The organism is Shinella curvata (genome assembly GCF_022899935.1).
GTDB lineage: Bacteria > Pseudomonadota > Alphaproteobacteria > Rhizobiales > Rhizobiaceae > Shinella > Shinella curvata.
Map to the genome: position 1 here is coordinate 257,131 of NZ_JALJCJ010000002.1, position 21,982 is coordinate 279,112.

Consider the following 21,982-nt stretch of genomic DNA (forward strand, 5'->3'; position numbering starts at 1 on the left):
CGCTGATGGACGGCGTCCAGTCCGCGCAGGGCACGCGCAAGGGAGTGTGAGCGATGGTCCGCTTCGGAGCCACTCGCCGGTGATCACGGTTTACCGTTCCAACGGCGAGGCGCAAGTCCTGCCCACAGAGACCGATTCCGCCGCCGCTGCTGCCCTTGCCGGCGCCGTGTGGGTCGATCTGCACGAGCCGACCCGCGAGGAGGAATTGCTGATCGAGCGCGTGCTCGGCCTCGAAGTGCCGACCCGCGACGAACTCAAGGACATCGAGCCGTCCAGTCGCCTCTACACCGAGGGCGGCTCCACCTATATGACCGCGTCGCTGATCGTGAAGGCGGAGGGTGATCTGCCGCACCTCACGGATGTCGGCTTCATCCTGGCCGCCGGCAAGCTGCTGACGGTGCGCTACGCCGAGCCTCGCTCCTTTCCTCTTTTCAAGAGCGCGATGCACCGCATTCCGGGCGGCTGTTCCTCGTCGACGATCATGATCACGCGGCTGCTGGAAACCATTGCCGACAGAACCGCCGAAATTCTCGAAATCGCCGTCGCGCGCGCCGATCAGCTGTCGCTGGAGGTGTTCGGCGAGAACCGGCATCTTTCCCGCCGCCCGCCGCGCTATCTAGAAGACCGCGTCGTGCAGGTCTCCGCGCTGCACCGGCTGCTCGCCAAGGCGCGCGACAGCCTGATGTCGCTCTCGCGCATGCTGACCTTCCTGCACGCGCTGCCGGCGCTGCAATCCGACCGCACCAGCCTCGAACTCTGCCGCACCGTGCAGCGCGACGTGCAGTCGCTGCTGGAGCACGCCAACTTCGTCGCCGGCAACATCACCTTCCTGCTCGATGCGTCGCTCGGCCTTATCAGCCTCGAGCAGAACGCCATCATCAAGATCTTCTCGATCGCCTCCGTGGTGCTTCTGCCGCCGACGCTGATTGCCTCCATCTACGGGATGAACTTCGAGTTCATGCCGGAACTGCATGTTGCCTATGCCTATCCGCTGACGATCGGCGCGATGGTGCTCTCGGCAATCCTTCCGTTCTTCTTTTTCCGCTGGAAAGGCTGGCTCTAGGGCCTGATCGTCCCATGCAACCACATGCCGGTAGCGCACCGCGCGCTCACAGCAAGGCGCGCACGCTGTTTCTTCTGTCTCTCGGTTCCGTCGGCGTCGTTTACGGCGATATCGGCACGAGCCCGCTTTATGCCTTCCGCGAGGCGCTGCGCCCCGTCGCGCATGACGGCGTGGAACGCGTGGAGATCATCGGCCTCATCTCGCTGATGATCTGGACGCTGACGGTCATCGTCACGCTCAAATACGTGCTCTTCCTGCTGCGCGCCGACAACCACGGCGAGGGCGGTACACTCTCGCTGCTGGCGCTTCTGTCGAAGACGGCGGGCAACCATGCCCGTATCCTGTTTTTCCTGGGCGCTATCGGTGCGGCGCTGTTCATCGGCGATGCCATGATCACGCCGGCGCTCTCGGTTCTGTCGGCCGTGGAGGGCCTGGAACTGGTGACGCCTGCCCTCGGCGACTATGTCGTGCCTATTTCCGTGGTTATCCTTGTCCTGCTGTTTGCCGTCCAGTCCTGGGGCACGGCCGCCGTCTCGAAGTTCTTCGGGCCGATCACCGCCGTCTGGTTCATCGTCATGGGTGTCGCCGGTCTCAACCACATCAGCGACGATCTCGGCATTCTTGCGGCGTTCAATCCGTATTACGCTGTCCTGTTCATGCTCAACGAAGGCTATGTCGGTCTCGTCGTGCTCGGCGCCGTCTTCCTCACGGTCACCGGCGCGGAAGCGCTCTATGCCGATCTCGGTCATTTCGGCCGCCGGCCCATCCAGTGGGCCTGGTTCTGTCTGGTGTTTCCCGCGCTGACGCTCAACTATCTCGGCCAGGGCGCGCTGGTGCTCGCCCATCCCGAGACGATCGCCAACCCGTTCTTCCTGATGTTCCCGAAATGGGCGCTGCTGCCGGTCGTCATCCTCGCCACCTTCGCCACCGTCATCGCCAGCCAGGCAGTGATAACGGGCGCCTTCTCGCTGACGCGCCAGGCAATCCATCTCGGCTTCCTGCCGCGCATGGAAATCTACCACACGTCGGAAACCCAGACGGGGCAGATCTACCTGCCGGGCGTCAACACCGTGCTGCTTTTCGGCGTGATGATGCTCGTTTTCATCTTCGGCTCGTCCGAGGCGCTGGCGACGGCCTACGGCATCTCCGTCACCGGTGCCATGGTGGTCACGACGGTGCTTGCCTTCGAATTCCTGCGCAAGCGCTGGCGCTGGAAGCCGCTCGCTGCCGCCGCGGTCCTCACGCCGCTCTTCCTGCTCGAATTGACGTTCCTCGGTGCAAATCTGCTCAAGGTGCATGACGGCGGCTATGTGCCGGTCGCCATCGCCGGCGCGGTCGTGGTTCTGATGTGGACCTGGACGCGCGGCACACGCATCCTGCGCGACAAGACGCGGCGGATCGAAGTGCCGCTGCCGGCCTTCGTCAAGTCCGTTGAAAAACACAGCTCGCACGCCCCCGTGCAGGTCACCGGTACGGCGATCTTCCTGACCAGCGACCCGGATTTCGCGCCCGCTGCGCTTCTGCACAATTTGAAGCACAATCACGTCCTGCACGACCAGAACTTCATTCTGACGGTCAAGACGGCCAACACGCCGCGCGTCGCGCGCACCGAGCGCTTCAAGGTCGAGAAGATTTCTGAACGCTTTTCGCGCATCGAAATGCATTTCGGCTTCATGGAGACACAGAACGTCTCCCATGCGCTCGGCCTGATGCGCAAGTCGGGGCACAAGTTCGACATCATGTCGACGTCGTTCTATCTCGGCCGGCGAAAGCTCGTGCCGGATGCCCAGTCCGGCATGCCGATGTGGCAGGACCGCCTTTTTATCGGCCTCGCCAACCTCGCTACCGACCCCTCCGACTATTTCCGCCTGCCGACCAACCGCGTGGTCGAGCTCGGCTCGCATGTTGTGATCTGAGCCGTTCCAGCAAGGCGCGCAGCGTTCGGAATTGCGCCGGCTACTGACGCAAATGTGAAGGGGAGGTGACCACCTCCCCCAAAGCGGTTTATCAGCATTAACCAACCATCAAGGTTAATGCTTCATTTTACCCTGACAACGAGCCGTCAAGAGGCCCGTGCTTCGGCGCGGATAAGGCTCCCTACGAACATTCCGGGCAGGAAACACACGCCGATCAAAGCCGGCGCGGGAGCCTGCGCGCGTCAAGCAGTTCCAGCAAAAGTGCGCAGCGGTTTTGCGTCCGGAACTGCGAAAAACACAAGGGTAGAGGCTTTCCGCTTTTCTGTGAAAAGCGGAAAGCTCTCAGTGCGGAGTAGTCAGTTGCGTAAGCGTAGCATTCGTCATGCAGGTGCAGGCCGCTTCTTCGCGTATCTGAAGCGGGAATGGAAAATCCCCTTGGCGCTCGGCCTCGGTATCGCCGCCGTCCTGCCGACGCAGTCCGCCCATACGGACCTTGCCACCTATCTCGCCGGCCTCAACCGCAAGGGCGGCAACCAGACTATGGTGCTGACCCGTTCGCCCGCCGGTTCCGTCCACGAAATCGAGATCGAATTCGCCGACGCCATGATCACCGGCGGCATCGAGAGCGGGGCAGGGGTGCAGCTTCCCGACGGCATGCAGGCGGCGCTGCGCAGCGAGCACAAGGGTCAGGGCGGAATTCCCGACGAGGACCGCGTCAATCGCCGCGACAAGAAGGGCCGAATCGTCGCCGTCATGCCGGTGCTGCCGCCGAAGGATTTTACCGCGGGCTCTATCCTCGAGCGCACCAGCTCGTTGCTCTCGCCGGTCTTCGCCACCGGACAGCGCATGGCCTTCGCCAAGGCCGAGATCAAGGGCAAGGAAATCGAGATCGCCACGGCCTTCTACAAGAAGACGCCCGTGCGCAAGGATATCGGCATCTCCTCCGCCGTCGCCGAGCTCGTGACCAGCGACAAGGCCGATGTCCTTGCGACGGCCTATGCCCGTGTCGAGCCCGACTATGCGCGGGAATCACCCTTCGATTCGATTTTGAAGCCGAAGGAGGAGCTTGGCCGCTTCATTCCCGAAATCTCGCCGGAAGATCACGCCTGGGCGGCAACCGCGCTGCCGGCGGACGTTTTTTCCGCCAAAGAGCAGAAGTGTCTTGCGGAAGGCATCTATTTCGAGGCGCGCGGCGAGGAGCTGAAGGGCCAGGCCGCCGTGGCGCAGGTCATTCTGAACCGCGTGCGCAATCCATCCTATCCGAAAACTATCTGCGGTGTCGTTTACCAGAACGAAAACTGGCGCAACCGCTGCCAGTTCTCCTTCGCCTGCGACCGCATTCCCGACCTGATCCTCTCGCCCTGGCACTGGAAGACCGCCAAGGAGATCGCCATGGCCGTGACGGCCGGCAAGATCTGGTTCGACGACGTCGGATCCTCCACGCACTACCACGCCACCTATGTGAACCCGCCCTGGGGCCGCACGATGAAGCGCGTCGCCAAGATCGGCAAGCATATCTTCTACCGCACCTATGGCGGCGGCTGGAGCTGAGGCTTCCGCTTTCAGGGTAGGGTGAGTCCGCGCCAACGTGCGGACGATTCCCGGGATGAGAAGTCGCGGGTCATGCGCGATTCCTCGCAAATCATTGATTTATCTCAAAATATTTGACGTTGCACAAAGCTTCACCATGCCTTGACTATACGGGCACCTAAAACTATGTTGCGGCCGACTTCGAAAGGGGTCGGTATGGCTTGAATCCTAGCCTTCAATATGTCCGCAATGGGGCGAAAGCGCCGCGGAAAGAGAAATGGGAAGCGCCATGGCCGACGATCAAAAGGGAAGTCTGGAAGACCGGCTGAAGCGACTGGACGCGGAACTCGCGGACAAGCGCAAGGACGACGGGGCGGAAGCAGCCGCCGAGGCACGGGCATCGGAGAGCCGTAAGGGCTATGCGGTTGCCATGAAGCTCTCGAGCGAGTTTGTCGCAGCCGTCATCGTCGGGGCGCTTCTGGGCTATCTTTTGGACCATTTTGCGGGTACAGGGCCCTGGGGGATGATCGTGCTTCTTCTCCTTGGTTTTTGTGCCGGCGTTCTGAACGTCATGCGCGCGGCAGGCATGGTGGCATCGCCCCATCCCGTCGACAGGCTGGCGGGGCGCGAGCTCCGCAAGCCGGCGAGCGGACGGGACGAGACCGAAACGAGGGATGACGCCTGACGGCGAAATTCCACATAGGGTGACTTCCGCCGCAAGGCGGGCAAGCGAGAGAGATAAACGGTGTCCAACGATCCGACCCACCAGTTCCTGGTCAACAAGATTGTTCCGATCGAAATCGGCGGTATCGATTTCTCGTTCACCAATGCATCGCTCTTCATGGTCGCCACCGTCGCGGTCGCCACGGGCTTCCTCTATTTCACGACCGGCCAGCGCGGCCTGGTTCCGAGCCGCATGCAGTCGGTCTCGGAGATGTCCTACGAATTCATCGCCTCCATGCTCCGGGAAGGGGCGGGCAGCCACGGGATGAAGTTCTTCCCGTTCGTCTTCTCGCTTTTTATGTTCGTGCTCACCGCGAACCTGCTCGGCATGATGCCGTACTTCTTCACCGTCACCAGCCAGATCATCGTGACCTTCGCGCTTGCGCTGCTCGTCATCGGCACGGTCGTTGTCTACGGTTTCTACAAGCACGGTTTCGGCTTCCTCAAGCTCTTCGTGCCGTCGGGCGTTCCCGGCGCGCTCCTGCCGCTGGTCGTCTCGATCGAGGTCATCTCGTTCCTCTCGCGTCCGATCAGCCTCTCGATCCGTCTCTTCGCCAACATGCTGGCGGGTCACATCACGCTCAAGGTCTTCGCCGGCTTCGTCACCTCGCTCAGCGCGCTTGGCGCCGTCGGTGTCGCCGGTGCGATCCTGCCCCTTTTCATGACCGTCGCTCTGACCGGTCTCGAATTCCTCGTGTCGTTCCTGCAGGCTTACGTCTTCGCAGTTCTGACATGCATGTACCTGAACGATGCCGTGCATCCGGGTGGTCACTAAGGAAAAAGTCGCCGGCGCTCTCGGGCGCCGCTCATAGCCGCAACAACCCATTCAAGGAGTTCAACATGGAAGCGGAAGCAGCAAAGTACATCGGCGCAGGTCTTGCCACGTTCGGTCTCGCCGGTACGGCTCTCGGCCTCGGCAACATCTTCGGCAACTACCTGGCCGGCGCTCTTCGCAATCCGTCTGCTGCTGACAGCCAGTTCGGCCGTCTCGTATTCGGCTTCGCCGTTACGGAAGCTCTGGGCATCTTCTCGCTGCTCATCGCTCTCCTCCTCCTCTTCGCCGTCTAATACCGGCTGAGGACTGGACCATGGCCCCTGCAGGGCCGTGGTCCATCGTACGTTTCGTACATGATCTGAGAGTGCCCCCTGGAGGTCAGCATGTCTGTGACCTTGGCATCGGCCGAGTCCACCCCCTTCGAAATCGCCCAGGCGGAAACTCCTGCGGATACGCATGAGACCCCTGCGGATGCGCATGCGGCTCAGCCGGCAGGCGAAGTGCACACCGAAACGGGTGTTGCCCATGGTGAGGAAGCCGGTTCCGGCGTGTTCCCGCCTTTCGACCAGACCACGTTCGCATCGCAGCTCCTGTGGCTTGCGATCACCTTCGGTCTTTTCTACCTTCTCATGTCGAAGGTCGTCATTCCGCGCATCGGCGGCATCCTCGAGACGCGCCATGATCGCATCGCGCAGGACCTCGACGAAGCTTCCCGCCTGAAGGCGGAAGCCGATGCTGCCATTGCCTCCTACGAGCAGGACCTCGCGTCCGCCCGCACCAAGGGCAATGCGATCGCTTCGGCCGCCCGCGAAGACGCTAAGGCCAAGGCCGACGCTGAACGCGCCAAGATCGAAGCCTCGCTGCAGGACAAGATCGCCGGTGCCGAAACCCGCATCGCCGAAATCAAGGCCAAGGCGCTTGCCGATGTCGGCACGATCGCCGAGGAAACGACCGCCGCTCTCGTCGAGCAGCTCGTCGGCTCCAAGGCCACCAAGGCCGAGATCGCTTCCGCCGTGAAGTCGGTCGCAGGCAAGTAAGGGAGGTTTCGATGCATTTCGACGCAACATTCTACGCCTTTGTCGGCCTGCTGCTGTTCCTCGCCCTCATTGCCTACCTCAAGGTTCCGGCAATGATGGCCAAGGGTCTCGACGCCCGCGCCGAGAAGATCCAGAACGAGCTGGCGGAAGCCAAGCGTCTTCGCGAGGAAGCCCAGCACCTGCTCGCCGAGTACCAGCGCAAGCGCAAGGATGCCGAGGCGGAAGCCGCCAGCATCGTCGCTGCCGCTGAACGCGAGGCAAGCGCGCTGACCGCCGACGCCAAGCAGAAGACCGAAGAATACGTCACCCGCCGCACGGCGTTGTCGGAGCAGAAGATCAAGCAGGCGGAAGCCGACGCGATCAACGCCGTCCGCGCTGCCGCCGTCGACCTCGCTGTCGCCGCCGCCGAAAAGGTGATCGCTTCGAAGTCCGACGCCGCCACCGGCAAGGCTCTCTTCGACAACGCCATCAGCGAAGTGAAGACCCGCCTCAACTAAGCGGTTCTTACGGATTGATTTGAAAAGGCCGGCGGAAACGCCGGCCTTTTTGTTTTTGGTTTGTCGAGCGCACGGCAAAAGACCCAGATGCAGGGGAACATCCGGGTCTTCGGTGAGGTCAGTGGTGAGGTTGCTTAGCGGCAGACCTTGATGCGCTTGATGACGACATTGCCGTAGTAGTCGTAGGACTTGATCTTCTTGATGAAGCAGGTGGGCTGATAGTCGTAGCTGTAGTAGCCGGCCTGGGAGGGAGCCGCGAACGAGACGGCGGCGACGAGGGCAACGGTGGCGGAAACGATGAATTTGCGCATGGGGTCTCTCCTGATCGGTTAAGGATGAGCCTCTCTCATCCGGTGATTGGAAGGTCTCATATCCCCATGCGTGCCGCTGTTCCTGACGGAACAGGGTGTTGACGGGCGGCGTAACCGACCTAGCTAGAAGGCTTTGATTTTAAGGGAGAGCAGGCATGGAAACGCAGGAACTCCATCGCGGCCGTCTCATCGACCATATCCAGCTGGTCGTGCGCGATCTGCCAGCAAGTCGCCGTTTCTACGAGACCATCTTCGACGCGCTGAAAATCCCGATCGGCGGCACCGGACCAGACTATTTCTGGGTGGACGAACTGTTCATCTCGAGCGTCGACAGCGAGGCGGCGACCGGCAAGCTGACCGGGCGGCACCATCTCGCCTTCCAGGCGGCGGATCATGCGATGGTCAAGGCTTTCCACGAGGCTGGGCTTGCCGCGGGCGGCAAGGACAATGGCGGTCCGGGTGAGCGACCCTACCATCCCGGCTATTTCGCCGCGTTCCTGCTCGACCCTGACGGCAACAATATCGAGGCGGTGCATCACGGTGAGGCGAAACGCAGCGCGCCGTCGGTGAAGATCACCTTCTAGCGGCCTCCAGACATGGCTTTAGCCAAAGCGTGACGGTTCAATCGTCTCGCCGCAAAGGGCGAAAACTCATGCGGTGAAGGCGGCAGGGGCCGAGGGTCTGGATGGCCGTGCGGTGCACCTGGGTGGCATAGCCGGCATGGACGGCGAAGCCGTAGCCGGGGAAGGTGTTTTCCGCCCGCGCCATCATACGGTCGCGCGTGACCTTGGCGACGATCGAGGCGGCGGCGATGGAGACGGAGAGCGCATCGCCCTTGACGACGGCGCGGCCCTCGCAGCCGAGGCCGGGCGGTACGTCGCGGCCGTCGGTCAGCACGAGCTTCGGCGCGATCTCCAGTCCGGCGACGGCGCGGCGCATGGCGTCGAGGCTGGCCTTGCGAATGTCCGTCCCGTCGATGCGGCGCGACCCGCTGGAGGCGATGGAGACGAAGGCCGATTGCAGGATGAGGGTGAAGAGCGCCTCGCGTCTTGCCGCCGTCAGCTGCTTGGAATCGTTCAGCCCCTCCGGGATGTTGTCCGGATCGAGGATCACGGCGGCAGCCACGACGGGGCCGGCAAGCGGCCCGCGTCCGGCCTCGTCCGTGCCGGCGACGGGCCAGAGGCCGCGCTTGCGGGCGGCGATCTCCATCGCAAAATCCGGCCCTTCGGGCAGCGCGAAAAGAAGGCGGGAATCGGAGGATATGCTCTTGGCCATGGCGGCGACCATGCACATCCGTCCGATTCCCTGCAAGTCCTCCGACGTTTGCGGCGGGTCGGAGGAACGCCCGGCACGTCCAGGGGCTGACGCTGCCGGAAGAGGTGTTGCAAGATCCGCACCGGCGCGGCGCGGATCCCACATATTCAGTTCAAGTGCACGATGACTGGATCCAGCGACATGGAGACAGCGTTCGGCGTTGCGCTGGCATCATCACAGCAGGGAAAGCTGCACGCCGCTGCCGGAGGGCGGTACGAACTGGTCACTGGCGAGGCTGCGCCGCGTGCGGGTCAGCCCCAGCCGCTTGGACGCCATTTCGAAGCGTCGGGCGATCTGCCAGGCATAGGGACCGGCGCCCTTCATGCGCTTGCCGAATTCGGCATCGTAATCCTTGCCGTCACGCATCGAGCGCACCAGCGACATGACGTGGCGATAGCGGTCCGGGTAGTTGCGCAGTAGCCAGTCGCGGAAGAGGGGGCTCACCTCAAGCGGCAGGCGCAGCAGCACGTAGCTCGCCTCCAGCGCCCCGGCCGCCTTGCCCGAATCGAGCACCCGCTCGATCTCGTGGTCGTTAAGGCCAGGAATGATCGGAGCCATCATGACGGCGGTCGGGATGCCCGCTTGCGAAAGCGCGCGGATCGCCTCAAGCCGGCGCGCCGGGGTTGCGGCGCGCGGTTCCATGGTGCGCGCCAGCTTGCGGTCGAGCGTCGTGACGGACAGGCCGACCCAGGCGAGGCCGCGTGCGGCCATGCGCGAGAGAATGTCGATGTCGCGCATGACAAGCGCCGACTTGGTGACGATGGAGACCGGATGGTTGGCCTTGTCCAGCACCTCGAGGATCTGGCGCATGATCCGCCATTCCTTTTCGATCGGCTGGTAGGGGTCGGTATTGGTACCGATGGCGATGACGCGCGGCTTGTAGCCGGGCTTGGAAAGCTCGCGTTCCAGAAGTTTCGGCGCATCGGGCTTGGCAAACAGCTTCGCCTCGAAGTCGAGACCGGCGGACAGTCCCATGAAGGCATGCGTCGGCCGGGCGAAGCAATAGATGCAGCCATGCTCGCAGCCGCGATAGGGATTGATCGAGCGATCGAAAGGAATGTCGGGCGATTCGTTGCGGGTGATGATCGTGCGCGGCTTTTCGACTTGCACATCCGTGCGGAAGGGCGGCAGCTCTTCCAGCGTCTGCCAGCCGTCGTCGAAGCCTTCCCGCGTTACCGGCTCGAAGCGGCCGGTGAAGTTCAACCCCGCGCCGCGGCCGCGCCGGCGGTCCCCGTCGATGCGCATGCCCGTTTCAGCCAGCAGCGCTTCGGCAACGTCTTTCGTGTGGCCGGGCGCAAGCGCGCCCTGCCTGAGGCTCACAAGATCGTTCATGGCTGTCTCCGGGAGCGCTGGCTCCGATTCAATGACTATATTCCTATCGCCGGAATGAGAACATTGCAAGAACAAAATTCCATTCCACAGCTAACCATGCCCGACATTGGCAAGGGAGGAACGGTGGATATCCATGCTGCAATGCGGTATTGAAGGGGCATGCTGACAATCATCATGGAATGCCGGGACAACGAGGCGGAGCTGGCGCAGACCCTATCGGCGCTGGTGGCCGGTGCTGTCGAGGGTGTGGTGCGGGATGTGATCGTGCTCGACCATGGGTCACGCGACGGCTCCTCCAGGGTGGCGGACGCCGCCGGCTGCCGTTTCCTGACGAGCTGGGACATGAAGGACGTGGTGCGTTCGGCACGGGGCGATTGGCTGCTGCTTCTGGAGCCTGGAGCACGGCCGCTAGCCGGCTGGGTGGATGCGGTCGTCGACCATGTGGCGATCAACGGCCATCCGGCGCGGTTTCTCGGCGCGCGCAGCCACCGCAGGCCGTTTTTCCAGCGGTTCGGCCGGCGCAGGGCGCCGCTGGAACTAGGTTATCTCGTCAGCAAGCGCCATGCCTCCGCTACCGTGCGTTCGGGCATGACGCTTGCGGATATGGCAAAGGGAGCCGGCGTGCGCGCAATGGTCGCCGAGATCGTGCCGGCTTGGGCGGTGAAGGCCTTGCGGGCCGAGATGGCCCGCTAGTTTCAAAGAAGGAAGTCGCCCTTCAGCAGGCTGTCCACGCCGCGCACTTCGATTTCCAGATCGGCACGGCCGTCGCCGTTGATGTCGCCGGAGACGATGCCGTCCTTGAAGCGCAGCTCGCCCGCCTTTTCGGAGAAGGCGTTCGCACCGATGAAGCTGAAGGCCTGATTGCCGGCTTGACCGGAAACGGCGTCGATGCCGCGCAGGTCGATCCTGTCGCGTTCACCGTGGTTGAAGTCGAGGATGACGTCACGGCCGTCGCCCGCCACACTTTCCAGACGGGAGTTGAAGTCGAAACGGTCAGCGCCGGCATCGCCCTGAAGCAGATCCGTGCCGCGCCCGCCGACGAGCACATCATTGCCGGCGCGGCCCGCCAGGGCGTCGTTACCGCCAAGGCCTTTCAGCACATTGGCGACGCGCGAGCCGAAGATGGCGTCGTCGGCATTCGTGCCTTCGGCTCTCTCGATGCTGATCAGCTGTTCGAAGCGGTTGGCGCCGGTCTGGGCGATCCCTTGCTGCAAGTCGATGCCGACGCCGGAACCGCCGACCACATTGTCGTCGTCGCGGGGCAGATAGCTGATGGAATCCACGCCCTTGCCGCCGTTGAATGTGTTCTGCTGGCCGACCGAGAAGAAGCGGTCGTTGCCGCTTTCGCCCAGATAGGTGCTCTTGAAGGTGCTGACGACGATCGTGTCGTTGCCGGCACCGGCCTTGAGGAAATCTGCGCGCTCGCTGGAAAAGGAGGCGAAGCCCGTGCCGACATAGGTGTCGTTGCCGCTGCCGAGCAGGATGACGTTGCCGTCTTCCTTGGCGTTGACAACATTGTCGTTGCCGGCGCCCGCATTGACGAAGTTGCGGCCGCCGAAATCGTCGGAACGATCGAGAATGATCGTGTCATTGCCGCTGAGCGCGCGGATCGTCAGGTCGGTGTTGTTGATATTGCCGCCCTGGACGATGCGGTCTGCGTTGCCGGTTCCGGTGATCGTGCGTGCCATGTGCGCTCTCCCAAGCTCTCTGTGTCGAAGGCTTTATAGGAGAGCCTGGAAACCGGCGCAGTTCCCAATGGAACAGGTCAGCCGGCAGAACGCTTCAGGTGTTCGTCGAGGCGCGGCATGATTTCCACGAAGTTGCAGGGCATGTGACGATAGTCGAGCTGCGCCTTCAGAATCCCGTCCCAGGCATCCTTGCAGGCGCCGGGCGAGCCCGGCAGCACGAAGATGAAGGTGGCGTTGGTGACGCCGCCCGTCGCGCGCGACTGGATCGTCGAGGTGCCGATCTTGTCGTAGGAAATACGATGAAACACTTCGGAAAAGCCGTCCATGCGCTTTTCGAAGATCGGTTCCAATGCTTCCGGCGTCACGTCGCGGCCGGTGAAACCTGTGCCGCCGGTCGTGATCACCACGTCGATGGCGTCGTCGCGGGTCCAGGCTTCCACCTGCGCGCGGATCTCGGCCACATCGTCCCTGACGATGGCGCGGGCGGCAAGCCGATGGCCGGCCTCTGCGATGCGGGCGGCAAGCGTGTCGCCGGAGCGATCATCGGAAAGGCTGCGCGTGTCGGAGACAGTCAGGACGGCGATGCCGACGGGAAGGAAGGGCCGCGTTTCGTCAAGCTTCGCCATCGACGTCTCCAAGTGTGATCGTGGCGGCGAAGAACCAGTGCGGGTGTTTTTGCTTGAGTGCGGCCGCCGCCGCTTCCGCCGCCTCCATGGAAGGATATAGCGCGAAGCAGGTCGCGCCGGAACCGGACATGCGCACCACGCGCGCATCGGTCGCGGCAAGGCCGTCTGCGATGACGGCTATGTCCGGGCAGAGCTGGCGAGCGGGAGGTTCCAGATCGTTGCGCAGGCGCGCAAGGGCACTCAGCCAATCGGCGGGGCGGGCTTCCAGATCCAGCGGCGGATTATCTCGGCAGGCAAGTGCCTTGAAGACGGCGGGCGTCGAGACGCCGACCAGCGGGTTGGCGAGCACGATGGGCATTGCCGGAAGGGCGACGGGCGTGATCTCCTCGCCGATGCCACAGGCGATGAGCGGGCGGCCGGCGAGACACATCGGCACGTCGGCGCCGAGGCCGATAGCGATGGCGTCGAGCACGCTTTGCGGCAGAGTGCCCCGCCAGAGGGTCAGAAGACCGCGCAGCGCCGCCGCCGCATCCGCCGAGCCGCCGCCGATGCCGGATGCGATCGGCAGGTTTTTTTCGAGATGGATGTGAACGGGCGGGGCGTCCTGCCCCTGTTCGGCAAGCGCCCTGCGCAACCGGTCGCGCGCACGGGTCACCAAGTTGTCGTCATCGGCGTCCAGGGCTGCGCCGAAGCGGCCGGAGATGGTGAAACGGTCTTCCGGAGCGGAGGAAAGGCCCAGACGATCACCGAAGGCGGTGAAGGTGACCAGGCTGTCGAGCAGATGATAGCCATCCTCGCGCTGCCCGACGACGCAGAGCGCGAGGTTTATCTTTGCCGGCGCCTGTTCGACGACGGCAAAGCCTGAAAGGCTATCTACGACCTGCATGCGCTCAGGACTTGCGATCGACCGCCGTGCCCTCGGGAGAAGGGTTCTGCACCGGCTTTTCGTCCTTCGCCTCGGCGGAGGCAGGTTCGGTCTTCTTCAGCTCCGGCAGGCCGTTTTCGACCTTCAGCTTGATCTTCGGGATTTCCGCTTCTTCCGGCTTCAGACCGAGCGCGCGGTTCCACTGGAAGGTCGCTTCCAGTTTACGGCCAACGCGCCAATAGGCGTCTCCGAGGTGGTCGTTGATCGTGGGATCGCCGGCCTTGAGTTCGGCGGCGCGCTCGAGTTCCGCCACCGCGTCGTCGAAACGGCCGAGGCGGAAATAGGCCCAGCCGAGCGAATCGACGATGTAGCCGTCATCGGGCTTGAGGCTCACGGCTTTGCGGATCATGTCCAGACCCTCGTCGAGGTTCCGGTTCATGTCGACCCAGGAATAACCGAGATAGTTCAGCACCTGCGGCTGGTCCGGATTGAGCTCCAGCGCCTTGCGGAAGTTCGGCTCGGCCTTGTCCCATTCCTTCAGGCGCTCATGCGCGATGGCGCGCTGGAAGAAGATGCTCCAGTGGTTGCGCTGCGGCACGGCACCAATAACCTCGGCCGCCTTGTCGTAGAGCGTTGCCATCGCCCTGTAGTCCTTGGCGTCGGACAGCACGCTGCCGAGCGCCAGATAGCTGCGCAGATCGGACGGGTCGGCGTCGATCAGTTCCTGCAGATGCTTCTTGGCCTCCGGCACCTTGCCGGTATCGGCGAGGTTCAGGCCAAGCTGCAGCTCGGAAATCCGGCGCATCGGCGATTTTTCCGGCACGGCGCGGTAATATTCGATGGCGCGCTCCGGCTTCTTCTGGTTTTCGGCAAGGCCGCCGAGCAGCACCAGCATGTCGTCGCTGTCGGGATCGAGCGCGCGGGCCGTCTGCAGGTAGAGCGAAACGATGTCCTCCGCGCCGTCGCGGTTGAGCGCGCCGCCGATGGAGAAGAGCACGGCGGCGGCACCCTGGGCTGCGGTGCGGACCTGCTGTTCCTGCTTTTCGCCCGATTCGATGCTCTGGCGCAGCGCCTTGAGCGGCGCATAGCTGGTGATGAAATTGTCGCCGACGGCGACGGCGTCGAGCGCCTTCTGCTTGTTGCCTTCGCGCGCCTCCAGGCGGGCAAGCGCCATCACGGCGCGCAGGAACGTGTCGGGGGCGGCACTGGCGCCATTGCGGTCGAGGATCGCCTCGTTCAGCCGCGCGCGGGCTGTCGATTTGTCACCGGCGGCGGCGGCGAGCGCACCGGCATGATAATTCTTGAAGATGGCGAGCCATTCCGGCCCCTCCATCCCGCTGATCAGCTTGAGCGCATCCTTCGGCTTGCCGTCGCCGAATTTGGCCCAGGCGAGCAGAAGGTCGTTCATCATCTTGTCGAGATCGTTCGGGCCTTTGTAGACGAGGATCTTTTCGGCGGATTTGTATTCGCGCTTGCGGATCGCCTCCATGCCGCGAACGACAGCGGTGATGCGCTCGACGGCCGGGTCGTTCTTGAGGGCGTCGGCGAGCTTCACGCCTTCCTCGAAGTCGCCGTTCATCAGCTGCGTCACCATCAGGCGCTGCTTGACGTCGGCATTGGTGGCATCAAACTGCAAGGCGATCTTGTAGAGCGCCACGGCAGTCTCATAGTCCTTGTCGAAATCCGCCGTGCGGGCGGCGAGGAAGGCGCCGGAGAAGGTGTTGACGCTCAACGGGTCGAACGGCGTTTCTTCGGCGGCGGCGACCGCTGCGGGCTTTTCTTCCGCGAGGGCCGCGAGAGGGCCGGTCAGCGCGATGCTGGCCGCGAGCGCGACGCCGGAGAGGAGCCGGAGGAGGAGGGAATGCCGCATCAAAATGCCTTTCGCCAGCAGGTATGAAAGAAGCCCCGGAAACCACGCATGACAAATCATGCCACGATGGCGCCCAAATCAGGCAAGGACTCATGACGGCAGAGAATGGCTTTTTTGGCGCGGTGCGGCAAGAAAATCCTGCCGCCCGCTTTTGGGTCTATCGGATCAGCTGACGCGCGAGATGCAGAAGTCGATGACTTCGAGCAGCGCATCCTTCCAGGGCGAGGCCGGGAGCGGCGCCAGCGCGTCGCGGGCGATCATGCCGTAATGCTGCGCGCGGGCGATTGTGTCGGAAAGACCATTGTAGCGCGAGATGAGCGCAAAGGCGCGCTCGAGATTGGCATCATCGCTCTGGCCGCCTTCGATGGCCTCGCGCCAGAAGGCGCGGTCCTCCGCCGTGCCGCGCCGCCAGGCGAGGATGACCGGCAGCGTGATCTTGCCTTCGCGGAAATCGTCGCCGGTGTTCTTGCCCAGATCGGCCGCCTTGCCGCCATAGTCCAGCGCGTCGTCGACCAGCTGGAAGGCGAGGCCGAGATTCATGCCGTAGCTCTTCAGCGCGTTGCGCTCGGCTTTGCTGGTGTTGGAGACGATCGGGCCGACTTCGGCGGCGGCGGCGAAGAGCGCTGCCGTCTTGGCGCGGATGACCTGGAGATAGTCGTCCTCAGTCGTTTCCATGTTCTTGGCGACGGAGAGCTGGAGCACCTCGCCCTCGGCGATCACGGTCGCGGCGGTCGAGAGAACATCCAGTGCCTCGAGAGACCCGACCTCGACCATCATCTTGAAAGCCTGGCCGAGCAGGAAATCGCCGACCAGCACGCTTGCCTGGTTGCCCCAGATCATGCGGGCGGTGGATTTTCCGCGGCGCAGGTCGCTTTCATCGACCACGTCGTCATGCAGCAAAGTTGCCGTGTGCATGAACTCGACGCTGGTCGCGAGCTTGATGTGATGGTCGCCATCATAGCCGAACATCGAGGCGGAGGCGAGCGTCAGCATCGGGCGCAGGCGTTTTCCCCCCGAGGAGATCAGGTGGTTGGCGACCTCCGGGATCATCTGCACGTCGGAGCCGGCTTTCGACAGGATCAGCTGGTTCACCCGCTCCATGTCGGCCTTGGTCAGGTCCACCAGCGGCTTCACCGATGCCTGTTTGTTTTTGCCTTCTTCAAGCGGTATCACGACGCCCAAATGCCCGGACTCCTGTTCATTTTTGTTGAAAGACAATAGAAAGCGGGGCTTCCTGCGGCAAGAGGCGAATTGTCCCGCCTCCCTAATTATGGCTGGAAAACGACCGGAATGATCGAACTGATCCGCACCAACGACGCCGTCCTGCTCTCCTTCGCGGAAAGCCTGATGAAAGAAGCGGGCATCCATTGCCTGATCGCCGACGAGGGCATGAGCATATTGGAAGGCTCGCTCGGCATGCTGCCGCGCCGCTTCCTCGTCGAGATCGACCGCGAGACCGAGGCGCGGCGCATCCTCAAGGATGCGGGGTTGGAAGCGGAGCTGCGCGCGTGAGCGAAGCGGCGCAAAAGCCCGTCACCGAGACCGTCGACGCCTTCCACTACGGCCGTTTCCATCTGGTGCAGCCGAAGGGCATCGGCCACCGCTCGGGTATGGATGCCATGCTGCTGGCGGCGCTCGTCGCCGGCAATGGCCAGATGCGCGTCGCTGATCTCGGCGCGGGCGCGGGTGCTGCCGGTCTCGCAGTCGCCGCCCGCATCGAAACGGCCGAGGTGCTGCTCGTCGAGCGCTCGCCGCTGATGGCCGGCTTCGCCCGCAAGACGCTGGCGCTTTCTCTTAACGCCGCCTTCGCGCCGCGTGTTTCCGTGCTGGAAGCCGATGTCGGCCTTTCCGGCAAGGCGCGTCTCGAAGCCGGTCTGACGGATGACGCCTACGACCACGTCATCATGAACCCGCCCTTCAACGACCGCATCGACAGCCGCACGCCCGATGCCCTGAAGGCCGAGGCGCATGCCATGGAGCACGACCTCTTCGAGCGCTGGATCAAGACGGCCGGCGCCATCATGAAACCCGGCGGCCAGCTCTCGCTGATCGCCCGCCCGCAATCCATCGCCGAGATCATCGCCGCCTGCGGCCGCCGCTTCGGCGGCATCGAGATCACCGCGCTGCACGCCCGCGACGGCGAACCGGCGCTGCGCATCCTCGTCACCGCCGTCAAGGGCTCGCGCACCAAACTCGCCCTGCGCATGCCGCTCGTCATGCACGAACCCGGCCGCCACGACTTCATCCCCTTCGTCAACGACCTCAACAACGGGCTTGCGGCGTACAAGCGCCTGCCGCGTTGACAATCAGCGGACAATGGAGGACCCTGTATTACAAATGATGGGGTTTTCTATGGAAAATCAAAGAAGCCTTTCGGATCCGATCACTCTGCGCCTGCCAAATGATGTGCTTGATGCCATCGAAGCCGTTGCACGCATTTCCGGCCGTTCACGCAGTTGGGTCATGGTGCGGGCGATGAAGGCGTATCTCGCCGCCGAGGGGCAGGATATCCTCGATCTCGACGCGGCCCGGCGAGCCGCTGCCGAGGAGGGGGCGACGGGGCTCGACGACCTTCTTGCCGACCTCGATCGGACGCTTCCTGGCGACGCCGCCTGATGCGAAAGGTGCTCCTCGCGCCGCCGGCCAAGATTTTTATCGAACAGGAAATACGCTATCTGCGCGACCGAAACCCGGCGGCCGTTGCGGCTTTTCGCGCGAGTATCTCGCGGCTCGGCAGCCAGCTGGTGCGGTTTCCGCGATCGGGATTTTTGCGCGAAGACATCCCTTTGGCCGGCGTCCATCGCATCGTCTTTGGTGACTACCGGGCCGACTATGAACTGATGGCAGATGCGGTGCTGATCTTGCTTGTGCGCCACGGGCGCCAGGCCGAACCTGGCCTGCCGGTTGACGACGATACGGATTACGAAGTGCCCTGATCTTGTGTTTTCTCCACTCGTGCATACATCAGCCGGGCAATTCAACAGGAGACGACACGCGCGATGGCCGGATTTTTGAAGACGCTGGTGCCGAAGAGATTCCGCAAGCAGGGCGTGGCGATCCCGGTCGTCAGGCTGCACGGCGCGATCATGGCGGGCGGCAGCCAGTTCCGGCCGGCGCTCAATCTCGCGACCGCCTCCGCAGCACTTGAAAAGGCGTTTTCCTACAAGGACGCACCGGCCGTCGCGATCTCCATCAATTCCCCCGGCGGTTCGCCGGTGCAGTCGCGGCTGATTTTTCAGCGCATCCGTGATCTTGCCGAGGAAAAACGCAAGCGCGTCTTCGTCTTCGTCGAGGACGTTGCGGCTTCCGGCGGCTATATGATTGCGCTGGCGGGCGATGAGATCTTTGCCGATCCGACCTCCATTGTCGGCTCGATCGGCGTCGTTTCCGGCGGTTTCGGTTTCCCGGAAATGCTGAAGAAGATCGGCGTCGAGCGCCGCGTCTATACGGCCGGTACCAACAAGGCGATCCTCGATCCGTTCCAGCCGGAAAAGGAGCACGAGATCGACTATCTCAAGACGCTCCAGCTCGAAATCCACCAGGTCTTCATCGACATGGTCAAGACGCGCCGTGCCGGCAAGCTGGCCGACGATCCGGATCTGTTCTCCGGCCTGTTCTGGACAGGCGTTCGCGGCCTGTCGCTCGGCCTGATCGACGGCCTTGCCGACATGCGCTCGGAACTGAAGAAGCGTTATGGCGAAAAGACCCGCCTCGAACTCGTCGCTGCGCCAAAAGGGCTGTTTGGTCGCAAGGCGCCGGGCGTCGGGGGGCTTTCCGAGGACATGGCCGGGCGTATAGGCTCGGCCGGCGTTGCGGCGGTCGCCGATCTCGCGGAAGAAAAAGCGCTGTGGGGCCGTTTCGGGCTTTCCGGCTAAAACAAGATTCTTGGGGGAGGGGCGATGGCCCAGATCATCTTTCTGCTTCTGGTCGTCGGCCTTGCCTGGTTCGGCTATCGCAAATTCGTCGCCGATGCCGAGCGGCTCTCCCGGTTGCGCAAGCGTGCCGAAGAGGAACGCCAGACCGGCGCGACGGGCACGCTCGTCAAGGATCCGAAAACCGGCGAATACCGCCTGCGCCGCGACGACGACTAGTTTCGGCACGATCCGTGCCGTTGCTGGAATGGAAAAAGACCGTCTCCGTGCCGGCCTGGCACATTAACCAAGCCTCGTAAGGTTAATGCCGGATTTACACTGCCGCACCCCAGGGTTTTGCTTGCTCCCGCGCGCAGGAAGGCCGATCTAACGGCAAAGGTCGCATGATGCGGCCCGCCTATGCATGCAGTGATCGGAGTAACATCATGGCCTCGCTCGACCTCGACCGGATCCGCACCATCGTCGTGACCGGTGGCGCTGGCTTCCTTGGCTCGCATATCGTCGACGACCTGCTGCACCACTGCCCGAATGCCCGCATCCGCGTGCTCGACAGCTTCACCTACGCCGCCGACATGGCGCATCTCGACGGTGCCTTCCGCTCCGGCCGCGTGACGCTGCAGGAGGGCGATGTCGGCAATCTCGATCTCGTCACCGAAGTCCTGAAGGATGCCGACCTCGTCGTGCATGCCGCCGGCGAAAGCCATGTCGAGCGTGCCTTTTCCGTGCCGGAACGCTTTACGCTGGCCAATGCGCTCGGCACGCAGGTGCTGGTGGAGGCGATGGGCCGCCGCCGCGTGCCGCTGATGATCCATATCAGCTCGGCGGAAGTCTATGGCGCCGGCGCGGGCGGCAATGGCGCGCCGGTCGGCGAACTCGCGCCGCTCTTGCCCGACAATCCGCACGGCGCCTCCAAGGCTGCTGCGGAAATGTTGATCGCGGGCCTTACCCGCTCCTTCGGCGTCGATATCCGCGTGCTGCGCCCGGTCAATGTTATCGGCACGCGCCAGAACGTGGAAAAGCTGCTGCCGCGCTTCCTGGAACTTGCCGCCGTCGGCCGGCCGCTGCCAGTGCATGGCGACGGCGCCCAGATGCGCGCCTTCGTCACCATGGCGGATTTCTGTGCCGCACTGCGCACGGTCGTGACAAAGGGGGCGGAAAACGCCACCTACAATGTCGCCGGCGATGAGCTCTTCGATATCCTGACGGTCGCCCGCATGGTGCTCGATGCCGTGCAGGAGCCGGTCTCCGGCGTCAACTTCGTGACCGGCCGCCCCGAAAATGTCAGCCGCCCGCCGCTCGATACGCGTGCCCTGAAGGCGCTCGGCTGGGAGGCGAAGGGGTCGCTGCGGCGCGAGCTGCCGGCCCTTGCGGCTTGGTATGGCGCGCGCATTCCGCCTGGCCTGCGCCGGCAGATCCGCAATGTTCCGGATCTCGCGCCGCAGCGCGTGCAGGCGGTGACACAGGCGGCTGGATCCGGCCTGTTCCGTTCGCTTGAGAGGCACTGAGGGGGACGGGCGCCTGCCCGAAACGCTTGACCCCCCGGCCGCATCGTGGCACCAGTCCGCCAGCTTTTCAAAGAATGCCCGGATCGACGCCGATGACCTCTGCCCTGCCTGATCACATGAACCCGACCCGCTCCTTCCAGGGGCTGATCCTGACGCTGCACAACTACTGGGCGGACAAGGGTTGCGCGGTTCTCCAGCCTTACGACATGGAAGTCGGCGCCGGCACGTTCCACCCGGCGACCACGCTGCGCGCGCTTGGCCCGAAGCCTTGGCGCGCGGCCTATGTGCAGCCCTCGCGCCGTCCGTCGGACGGTCGCTATGGTGAAAACCCGAACCGTCTTCAGCACTATTACCAGTATCAGGTCATCCTGAAGCCGAACCCGTCGAACCTGCAAGAGCTTTACCTCGGCTCGCTCGCAGCGATCGGCCTCGATCCGCTGCTGCATGACGTGCGCTTCGTGGAAGACGACTGGGAAAGCCCGACGCTCGGCGCCTGGGGGCTGGGCTGGGAATGCTGGTGCGACGGCATGGAAGTCTCGCAGTTCACCTATTTCCAGCAGGTCTGCGGCATCGAATGCGCGCCGGTCGCCGGCGAGCTGACCTACGGGCTTGAACGTCTTGCCATGTATGTGCAGGGCGTCGACAATGTCTACGACCTGAACTTCAACGGCCGCGAAGGCGACGAGAAGATCACCTATGGCGACGTCTTTCTGCAGGCCGAGCAGGAATATTCCCGCCACAACTTCGAATTCGCCGATACCGCCATGCTGCACCGCCACTTCATCGACGCGGAGAAGGAGTGCATCGCGCTGCTCGCCGCCGGTGCGCCCGGTGATGCCGATAACCAGCGCCTGCACAAATGCGTGCTGCCGGCCTATGACCAGTGCATCAAGGCCAGCCATGTCTTCAACCTGCTCGATGCGCGCGGCGTGATTTCCGTCACCGAGCGCCAGAGCTATATCCTGCGCGTGCGCACGCTGGCCAAGGCCTGCGGCGAGGCCTTCCTGCTCACCGAGGCCGGCGGCGTGAACTGGGCCAAGGACGCGGCCTGAGGGTCA

The 21,982-nt window shown here is 63.6% G+C and carries 26 protein-coding genes; 18 read left to right on the forward strand and 8 right to left on the reverse strand.

The window, feature by feature from the left end:
* Positions 1-79 precede the first annotated feature (79 nt).
* The 8 genes from MUU55_RS07205 to MUU55_RS07240 all read left to right on the forward strand — a co-directional run bounded on the left by MUU55_RS07205 (position 80) and on the right by MUU55_RS07240 (position 7,541).
* Complete coding sequence (locus MUU55_RS07205; RefSeq protein ID WP_425314153.1) at positions 80-1,063, forward strand: magnesium transporter CorA family protein; 984 nt, start codon at positions 80-82, stop codon at positions 1,061-1,063.
* Between the two features lie 14 nt (positions 1,064-1,077).
* Positions 1,078-2,979: a potassium transporter Kup gene (locus MUU55_RS07210; RefSeq protein ID WP_244760107.1), complete on the forward strand. Its 1,902-nt coding sequence runs from the start codon at positions 1,078-1,080 to the stop codon at positions 2,977-2,979.
* Positions 2,980-3,354: 375 nt separating this feature from the next.
* Positions 3,355-4,530, forward strand: a complete 1,176-nt coding sequence (locus MUU55_RS07215) for a cell wall hydrolase (RefSeq protein WP_425314165.1) — start codon at positions 3,355-3,357, stop codon at positions 4,528-4,530.
* Positions 4,531-4,798: 268 nt separating this feature from the next.
* On the forward strand, positions 4,799-5,194 hold the full coding sequence (locus MUU55_RS07220) for an AtpZ/AtpI family protein (protein WP_244760108.1): 396 nt from the start codon (positions 4,799-4,801) through the stop codon (positions 5,192-5,194).
* 60 nt (positions 5,195-5,254) lie between these two features.
* Complete coding sequence (locus tag MUU55_RS07225; RefSeq protein WP_117368643.1) at positions 5,255-6,007, forward strand: F0F1 ATP synthase subunit A; 753 nt, start codon at positions 5,255-5,257, stop codon at positions 6,005-6,007.
* Between the two features lie 65 nt (positions 6,008-6,072).
* On the forward strand, positions 6,073-6,300 hold the full coding sequence (locus MUU55_RS07230; RefSeq protein ID WP_117368645.1) for a F0F1 ATP synthase subunit C: 228 nt from the start codon (positions 6,073-6,075) through the stop codon (positions 6,298-6,300).
* A gap of 90 nt (positions 6,301-6,390) precedes the next feature.
* Positions 6,391-7,044 carry a F0F1 ATP synthase subunit B gene (locus tag MUU55_RS07235; RefSeq protein WP_244760109.1) on the forward strand — a complete coding sequence of 218 codons (654 nt, stop codon included), beginning with the start codon at positions 6,391-6,393 and terminating at the stop codon, positions 7,042-7,044.
* Positions 7,045-7,055: 11 nt separating this feature from the next.
* Positions 7,056-7,541, forward strand: a complete 486-nt coding sequence (locus tag MUU55_RS07240; RefSeq protein WP_244760110.1) for a F0F1 ATP synthase subunit B — start codon at positions 7,056-7,058, stop codon at positions 7,539-7,541.
* A 134-nt stretch (positions 7,542-7,675) separates the two neighbouring features.
* On the opposite strand, the gene MUU55_RS07245 is transcribed toward MUU55_RS07240, so the two are convergent.
* Positions 7,676-7,852, reverse strand: a complete 177-nt coding sequence (locus tag MUU55_RS07245) for a hypothetical protein (protein ID WP_244760111.1) — start codon at positions 7,850-7,852, stop codon at positions 7,676-7,678.
* 155 nt (positions 7,853-8,007) lie between these two features.
* On the opposite strand from MUU55_RS07245, the gene MUU55_RS07250 reads away from it, so the two are divergent.
* On the forward strand, positions 8,008-8,436 hold the full coding sequence (locus tag MUU55_RS07250; protein WP_244760112.1) for a VOC family protein: 429 nt from the start codon (positions 8,008-8,010) through the stop codon (positions 8,434-8,436).
* A gap of 37 nt (positions 8,437-8,473) precedes the next feature.
* Here the strand turns inward: MUU55_RS07250 and MUU55_RS07255 are convergent, their stop codons facing one another.
* Together MUU55_RS07255 and MUU55_RS07260 are read right to left on the reverse strand one after the other, a co-directional pair.
* The gene (locus MUU55_RS07255; RefSeq protein WP_244760888.1) at positions 8,474-9,127 is read right to left on the reverse strand and encodes a ribonuclease HII; all 654 of its coding nucleotides are present in this window, start codon (positions 9,125-9,127) and stop codon (positions 8,474-8,476) included.
* Between the two features lie 213 nt (positions 9,128-9,340).
* Positions 9,341-10,498, reverse strand: a complete 1,158-nt coding sequence (locus MUU55_RS07260) for a PA0069 family radical SAM protein (protein ID WP_244760113.1) — start codon at positions 10,496-10,498, stop codon at positions 9,341-9,343.
* A gap of 159 nt (positions 10,499-10,657) precedes the next feature.
* On the opposite strand from MUU55_RS07260, the gene MUU55_RS07265 reads away from it, so the two are divergent.
* On the forward strand, positions 10,658-11,191 hold the full coding sequence (locus tag MUU55_RS07265; protein WP_244760114.1) for a glycosyltransferase family protein: 534 nt from the start codon (positions 10,658-10,660) through the stop codon (positions 11,189-11,191).
* Positions 11,192-11,193: 2 nt separating this feature from the next.
* On the opposite strand, the gene MUU55_RS29070 is transcribed toward MUU55_RS07265, so the two are convergent.
* From MUU55_RS29070 to MUU55_RS07290, 5 genes are all read right to left on the reverse strand, one after another.
* Positions 11,194-12,186, reverse strand: a complete 993-nt coding sequence (locus tag MUU55_RS29070; protein ID WP_280518884.1) for a calcium-binding protein — start codon at positions 12,184-12,186, stop codon at positions 11,194-11,196.
* A gap of 77 nt (positions 12,187-12,263) precedes the next feature.
* The gene (gene moaB / locus MUU55_RS07275) at positions 12,264-12,812 is read right to left on the reverse strand and encodes a molybdenum cofactor biosynthesis protein B (protein ID WP_244760115.1); all 549 of its coding nucleotides are present in this window, start codon (positions 12,810-12,812) and stop codon (positions 12,264-12,266) included.
* Positions 12,799-13,698, reverse strand: coding sequence for a 4-(cytidine 5'-diphospho)-2-C-methyl-D-erythritol kinase (locus MUU55_RS07280; protein ID WP_244760116.1), 900 nt, complete (start codon positions 13,696-13,698; stop codon positions 12,799-12,801). The genes moaB and MUU55_RS07280 overlap by 14 nt, the downstream gene beginning before the upstream one ends.
* Positions 13,699-13,702: 4 nt before the next feature.
* The gene (locus MUU55_RS07285) at positions 13,703-15,547 is read right to left on the reverse strand and encodes a tetratricopeptide repeat protein (RefSeq protein WP_244760117.1); all 1,845 of its coding nucleotides are present in this window, start codon (positions 15,545-15,547) and stop codon (positions 13,703-13,705) included.
* Between the two features lie 165 nt (positions 15,548-15,712).
* Positions 15,713-16,729 carry a polyprenyl synthetase family protein gene (locus MUU55_RS07290; RefSeq protein WP_244760118.1) on the reverse strand — a complete coding sequence of 339 codons (1,017 nt, stop codon included), beginning with the start codon at positions 16,727-16,729 and terminating at the stop codon, positions 15,713-15,715.
* 108 nt (positions 16,730-16,837) lie between these two features.
* Between MUU55_RS07290 and MUU55_RS07295 the strand changes: the two genes are divergently transcribed.
* The 8 genes from MUU55_RS07295 (at position 16,838) to MUU55_RS07330 (ending at position 21,976) form a co-directional block, all read left to right on the forward strand.
* Positions 16,838-17,059: a putative signal transducing protein gene (locus MUU55_RS07295; protein WP_117368670.1), complete on the forward strand. Its 222-nt coding sequence runs from the start codon at positions 16,838-16,840 to the stop codon at positions 17,057-17,059.
* Positions 17,056-17,850, forward strand: coding sequence for a tRNA1(Val) (adenine(37)-N6)-methyltransferase (locus MUU55_RS07300; protein ID WP_244760119.1), 795 nt, complete (start codon positions 17,056-17,058; stop codon positions 17,848-17,850). The genes MUU55_RS07295 and MUU55_RS07300 overlap by 4 nt, the downstream gene beginning before the upstream one ends.
* Positions 17,851-17,899: 49 nt before the next feature.
* Positions 17,900-18,163, forward strand: coding sequence for a CopG family ribbon-helix-helix protein (locus MUU55_RS07305; protein ID WP_244760120.1), 264 nt, complete (start codon positions 17,900-17,902; stop codon positions 18,161-18,163).
* On the forward strand, positions 18,163-18,483 hold the full coding sequence (locus MUU55_RS07310; RefSeq protein WP_244760121.1) for a type II toxin-antitoxin system RelE/ParE family toxin: 321 nt from the start codon (positions 18,163-18,165) through the stop codon (positions 18,481-18,483). Before MUU55_RS07305 ends, MUU55_RS07310 begins: the two co-directional genes overlap by 1 nt.
* Before the next feature lie 63 nt (positions 18,484-18,546).
* On the forward strand, positions 18,547-19,422 hold the full coding sequence (locus MUU55_RS07315; protein WP_244760122.1) for a S49 family peptidase: 876 nt from the start codon (positions 18,547-18,549) through the stop codon (positions 19,420-19,422).
* Positions 19,423-19,446: 24 nt separating this feature from the next.
* Positions 19,447-19,638 carry a hypothetical protein gene (locus MUU55_RS07320; protein WP_244760123.1) on the forward strand — a complete coding sequence of 64 codons (192 nt, stop codon included), beginning with the start codon at positions 19,447-19,449 and terminating at the stop codon, positions 19,636-19,638.
* Between the two features lie 206 nt (positions 19,639-19,844).
* On the forward strand, positions 19,845-20,924 hold the full coding sequence (locus MUU55_RS07325; protein ID WP_244760124.1) for a dTDP-glucose 4,6-dehydratase: 1,080 nt from the start codon (positions 19,845-19,847) through the stop codon (positions 20,922-20,924).
* 92 nt (positions 20,925-21,016) lie between these two features.
* Entirely contained in the window at positions 21,017-21,976 is a 960-nt protein-coding gene (locus tag MUU55_RS07330) for a glycine--tRNA ligase subunit alpha (RefSeq protein WP_244760125.1), read from the forward strand.
* Positions 21,977-21,982: the final 6 nt, after the last annotated feature.

Excerpts from the sequence above, each read along its gene's own strand:
- MUU55_RS07210 (WP_244760107.1), top strand. The coding sequence starts at position 1,078 with ATGCAACCACATGCCGGTAGCGCACCGCGCGCTCACAGCAAGGCGCGC.
- MUU55_RS07220 (WP_244760108.1), top strand. The coding sequence starts at position 4,799 with ATGGCCGACGATCAAAAGGGAAGTCTGGAAGACCGGCTGAAGCGACTG.
- MUU55_RS07230 (WP_117368645.1), top strand. The coding sequence starts at position 6,073 with ATGGAAGCGGAAGCAGCAAAGTACATCGGCGCAGGTCTTGCCACGTTC.
- MUU55_RS07235 (WP_244760109.1), top strand. The coding sequence starts at position 6,391 with ATGTCTGTGACCTTGGCATCGGCCGAGTCCACCCCCTTCGAAATCGCC.
- MUU55_RS07240 (WP_244760110.1), top strand. The coding sequence starts at position 7,056 with ATGCATTTCGACGCAACATTCTACGCCTTTGTCGGCCTGCTGCTGTTC.
- MUU55_RS07245 (WP_244760111.1), bottom strand. The coding sequence starts at position 7,852 with ATGCGCAAATTCATCGTTTCCGCCACCGTTGCCCTCGTCGCCGCCGTC.
- MUU55_RS07250 (WP_244760112.1), top strand. The coding sequence starts at position 8,008 with ATGGAAACGCAGGAACTCCATCGCGGCCGTCTCATCGACCATATCCAG.
- MUU55_RS07255 (WP_244760888.1), bottom strand. The coding sequence starts at position 9,127 with ATGGCCAAGAGCATATCCTCCGATTCCCGCCTTCTTTTCGCGCTGCCC.
- MUU55_RS07260 (WP_244760113.1), bottom strand. The coding sequence starts at position 10,498 with ATGAACGATCTTGTGAGCCTCAGGCAGGGCGCGCTTGCGCCCGGCCAC.
- MUU55_RS07265 (WP_244760114.1), top strand. The coding sequence starts at position 10,658 with ATGCTGACAATCATCATGGAATGCCGGGACAACGAGGCGGAGCTGGCG.
- MUU55_RS29070 (WP_280518884.1), bottom strand. The coding sequence starts at position 12,186 with ATGGCACGCACGATCACCGGAACCGGCAACGCAGACCGCATCGTCCAG.
- moaB (WP_244760115.1), bottom strand. The coding sequence starts at position 12,812 with ATGGCGAAGCTTGACGAAACGCGGCCCTTCCTTCCCGTCGGCATCGCC.
- MUU55_RS07280 (WP_244760116.1), bottom strand. The coding sequence starts at position 13,698 with ATGCAGGTCGTAGATAGCCTTTCAGGCTTTGCCGTCGTCGAACAGGCG.
- MUU55_RS07285 (WP_244760117.1), bottom strand. The coding sequence starts at position 15,547 with ATGCGGCATTCCCTCCTCCTCCGGCTCCTCTCCGGCGTCGCGCTCGCG.
- MUU55_RS07295 (WP_117368670.1), top strand. The coding sequence starts at position 16,838 with ATGATCGAACTGATCCGCACCAACGACGCCGTCCTGCTCTCCTTCGCG.
- MUU55_RS07305 (WP_244760120.1), top strand. The coding sequence starts at position 17,900 with ATGGAAAATCAAAGAAGCCTTTCGGATCCGATCACTCTGCGCCTGCCA.
- MUU55_RS07310 (WP_244760121.1), top strand. The coding sequence starts at position 18,163 with ATGCGAAAGGTGCTCCTCGCGCCGCCGGCCAAGATTTTTATCGAACAG.
- MUU55_RS07315 (WP_244760122.1), top strand. The coding sequence starts at position 18,547 with ATGGCCGGATTTTTGAAGACGCTGGTGCCGAAGAGATTCCGCAAGCAG.
- MUU55_RS07320 (WP_244760123.1), top strand. The coding sequence starts at position 19,447 with ATGGCCCAGATCATCTTTCTGCTTCTGGTCGTCGGCCTTGCCTGGTTC.
- MUU55_RS07325 (WP_244760124.1), top strand. The coding sequence starts at position 19,845 with ATGGCCTCGCTCGACCTCGACCGGATCCGCACCATCGTCGTGACCGGT.
- MUU55_RS07330 (WP_244760125.1), top strand. The coding sequence starts at position 21,017 with ATGACCTCTGCCCTGCCTGATCACATGAACCCGACCCGCTCCTTCCAG.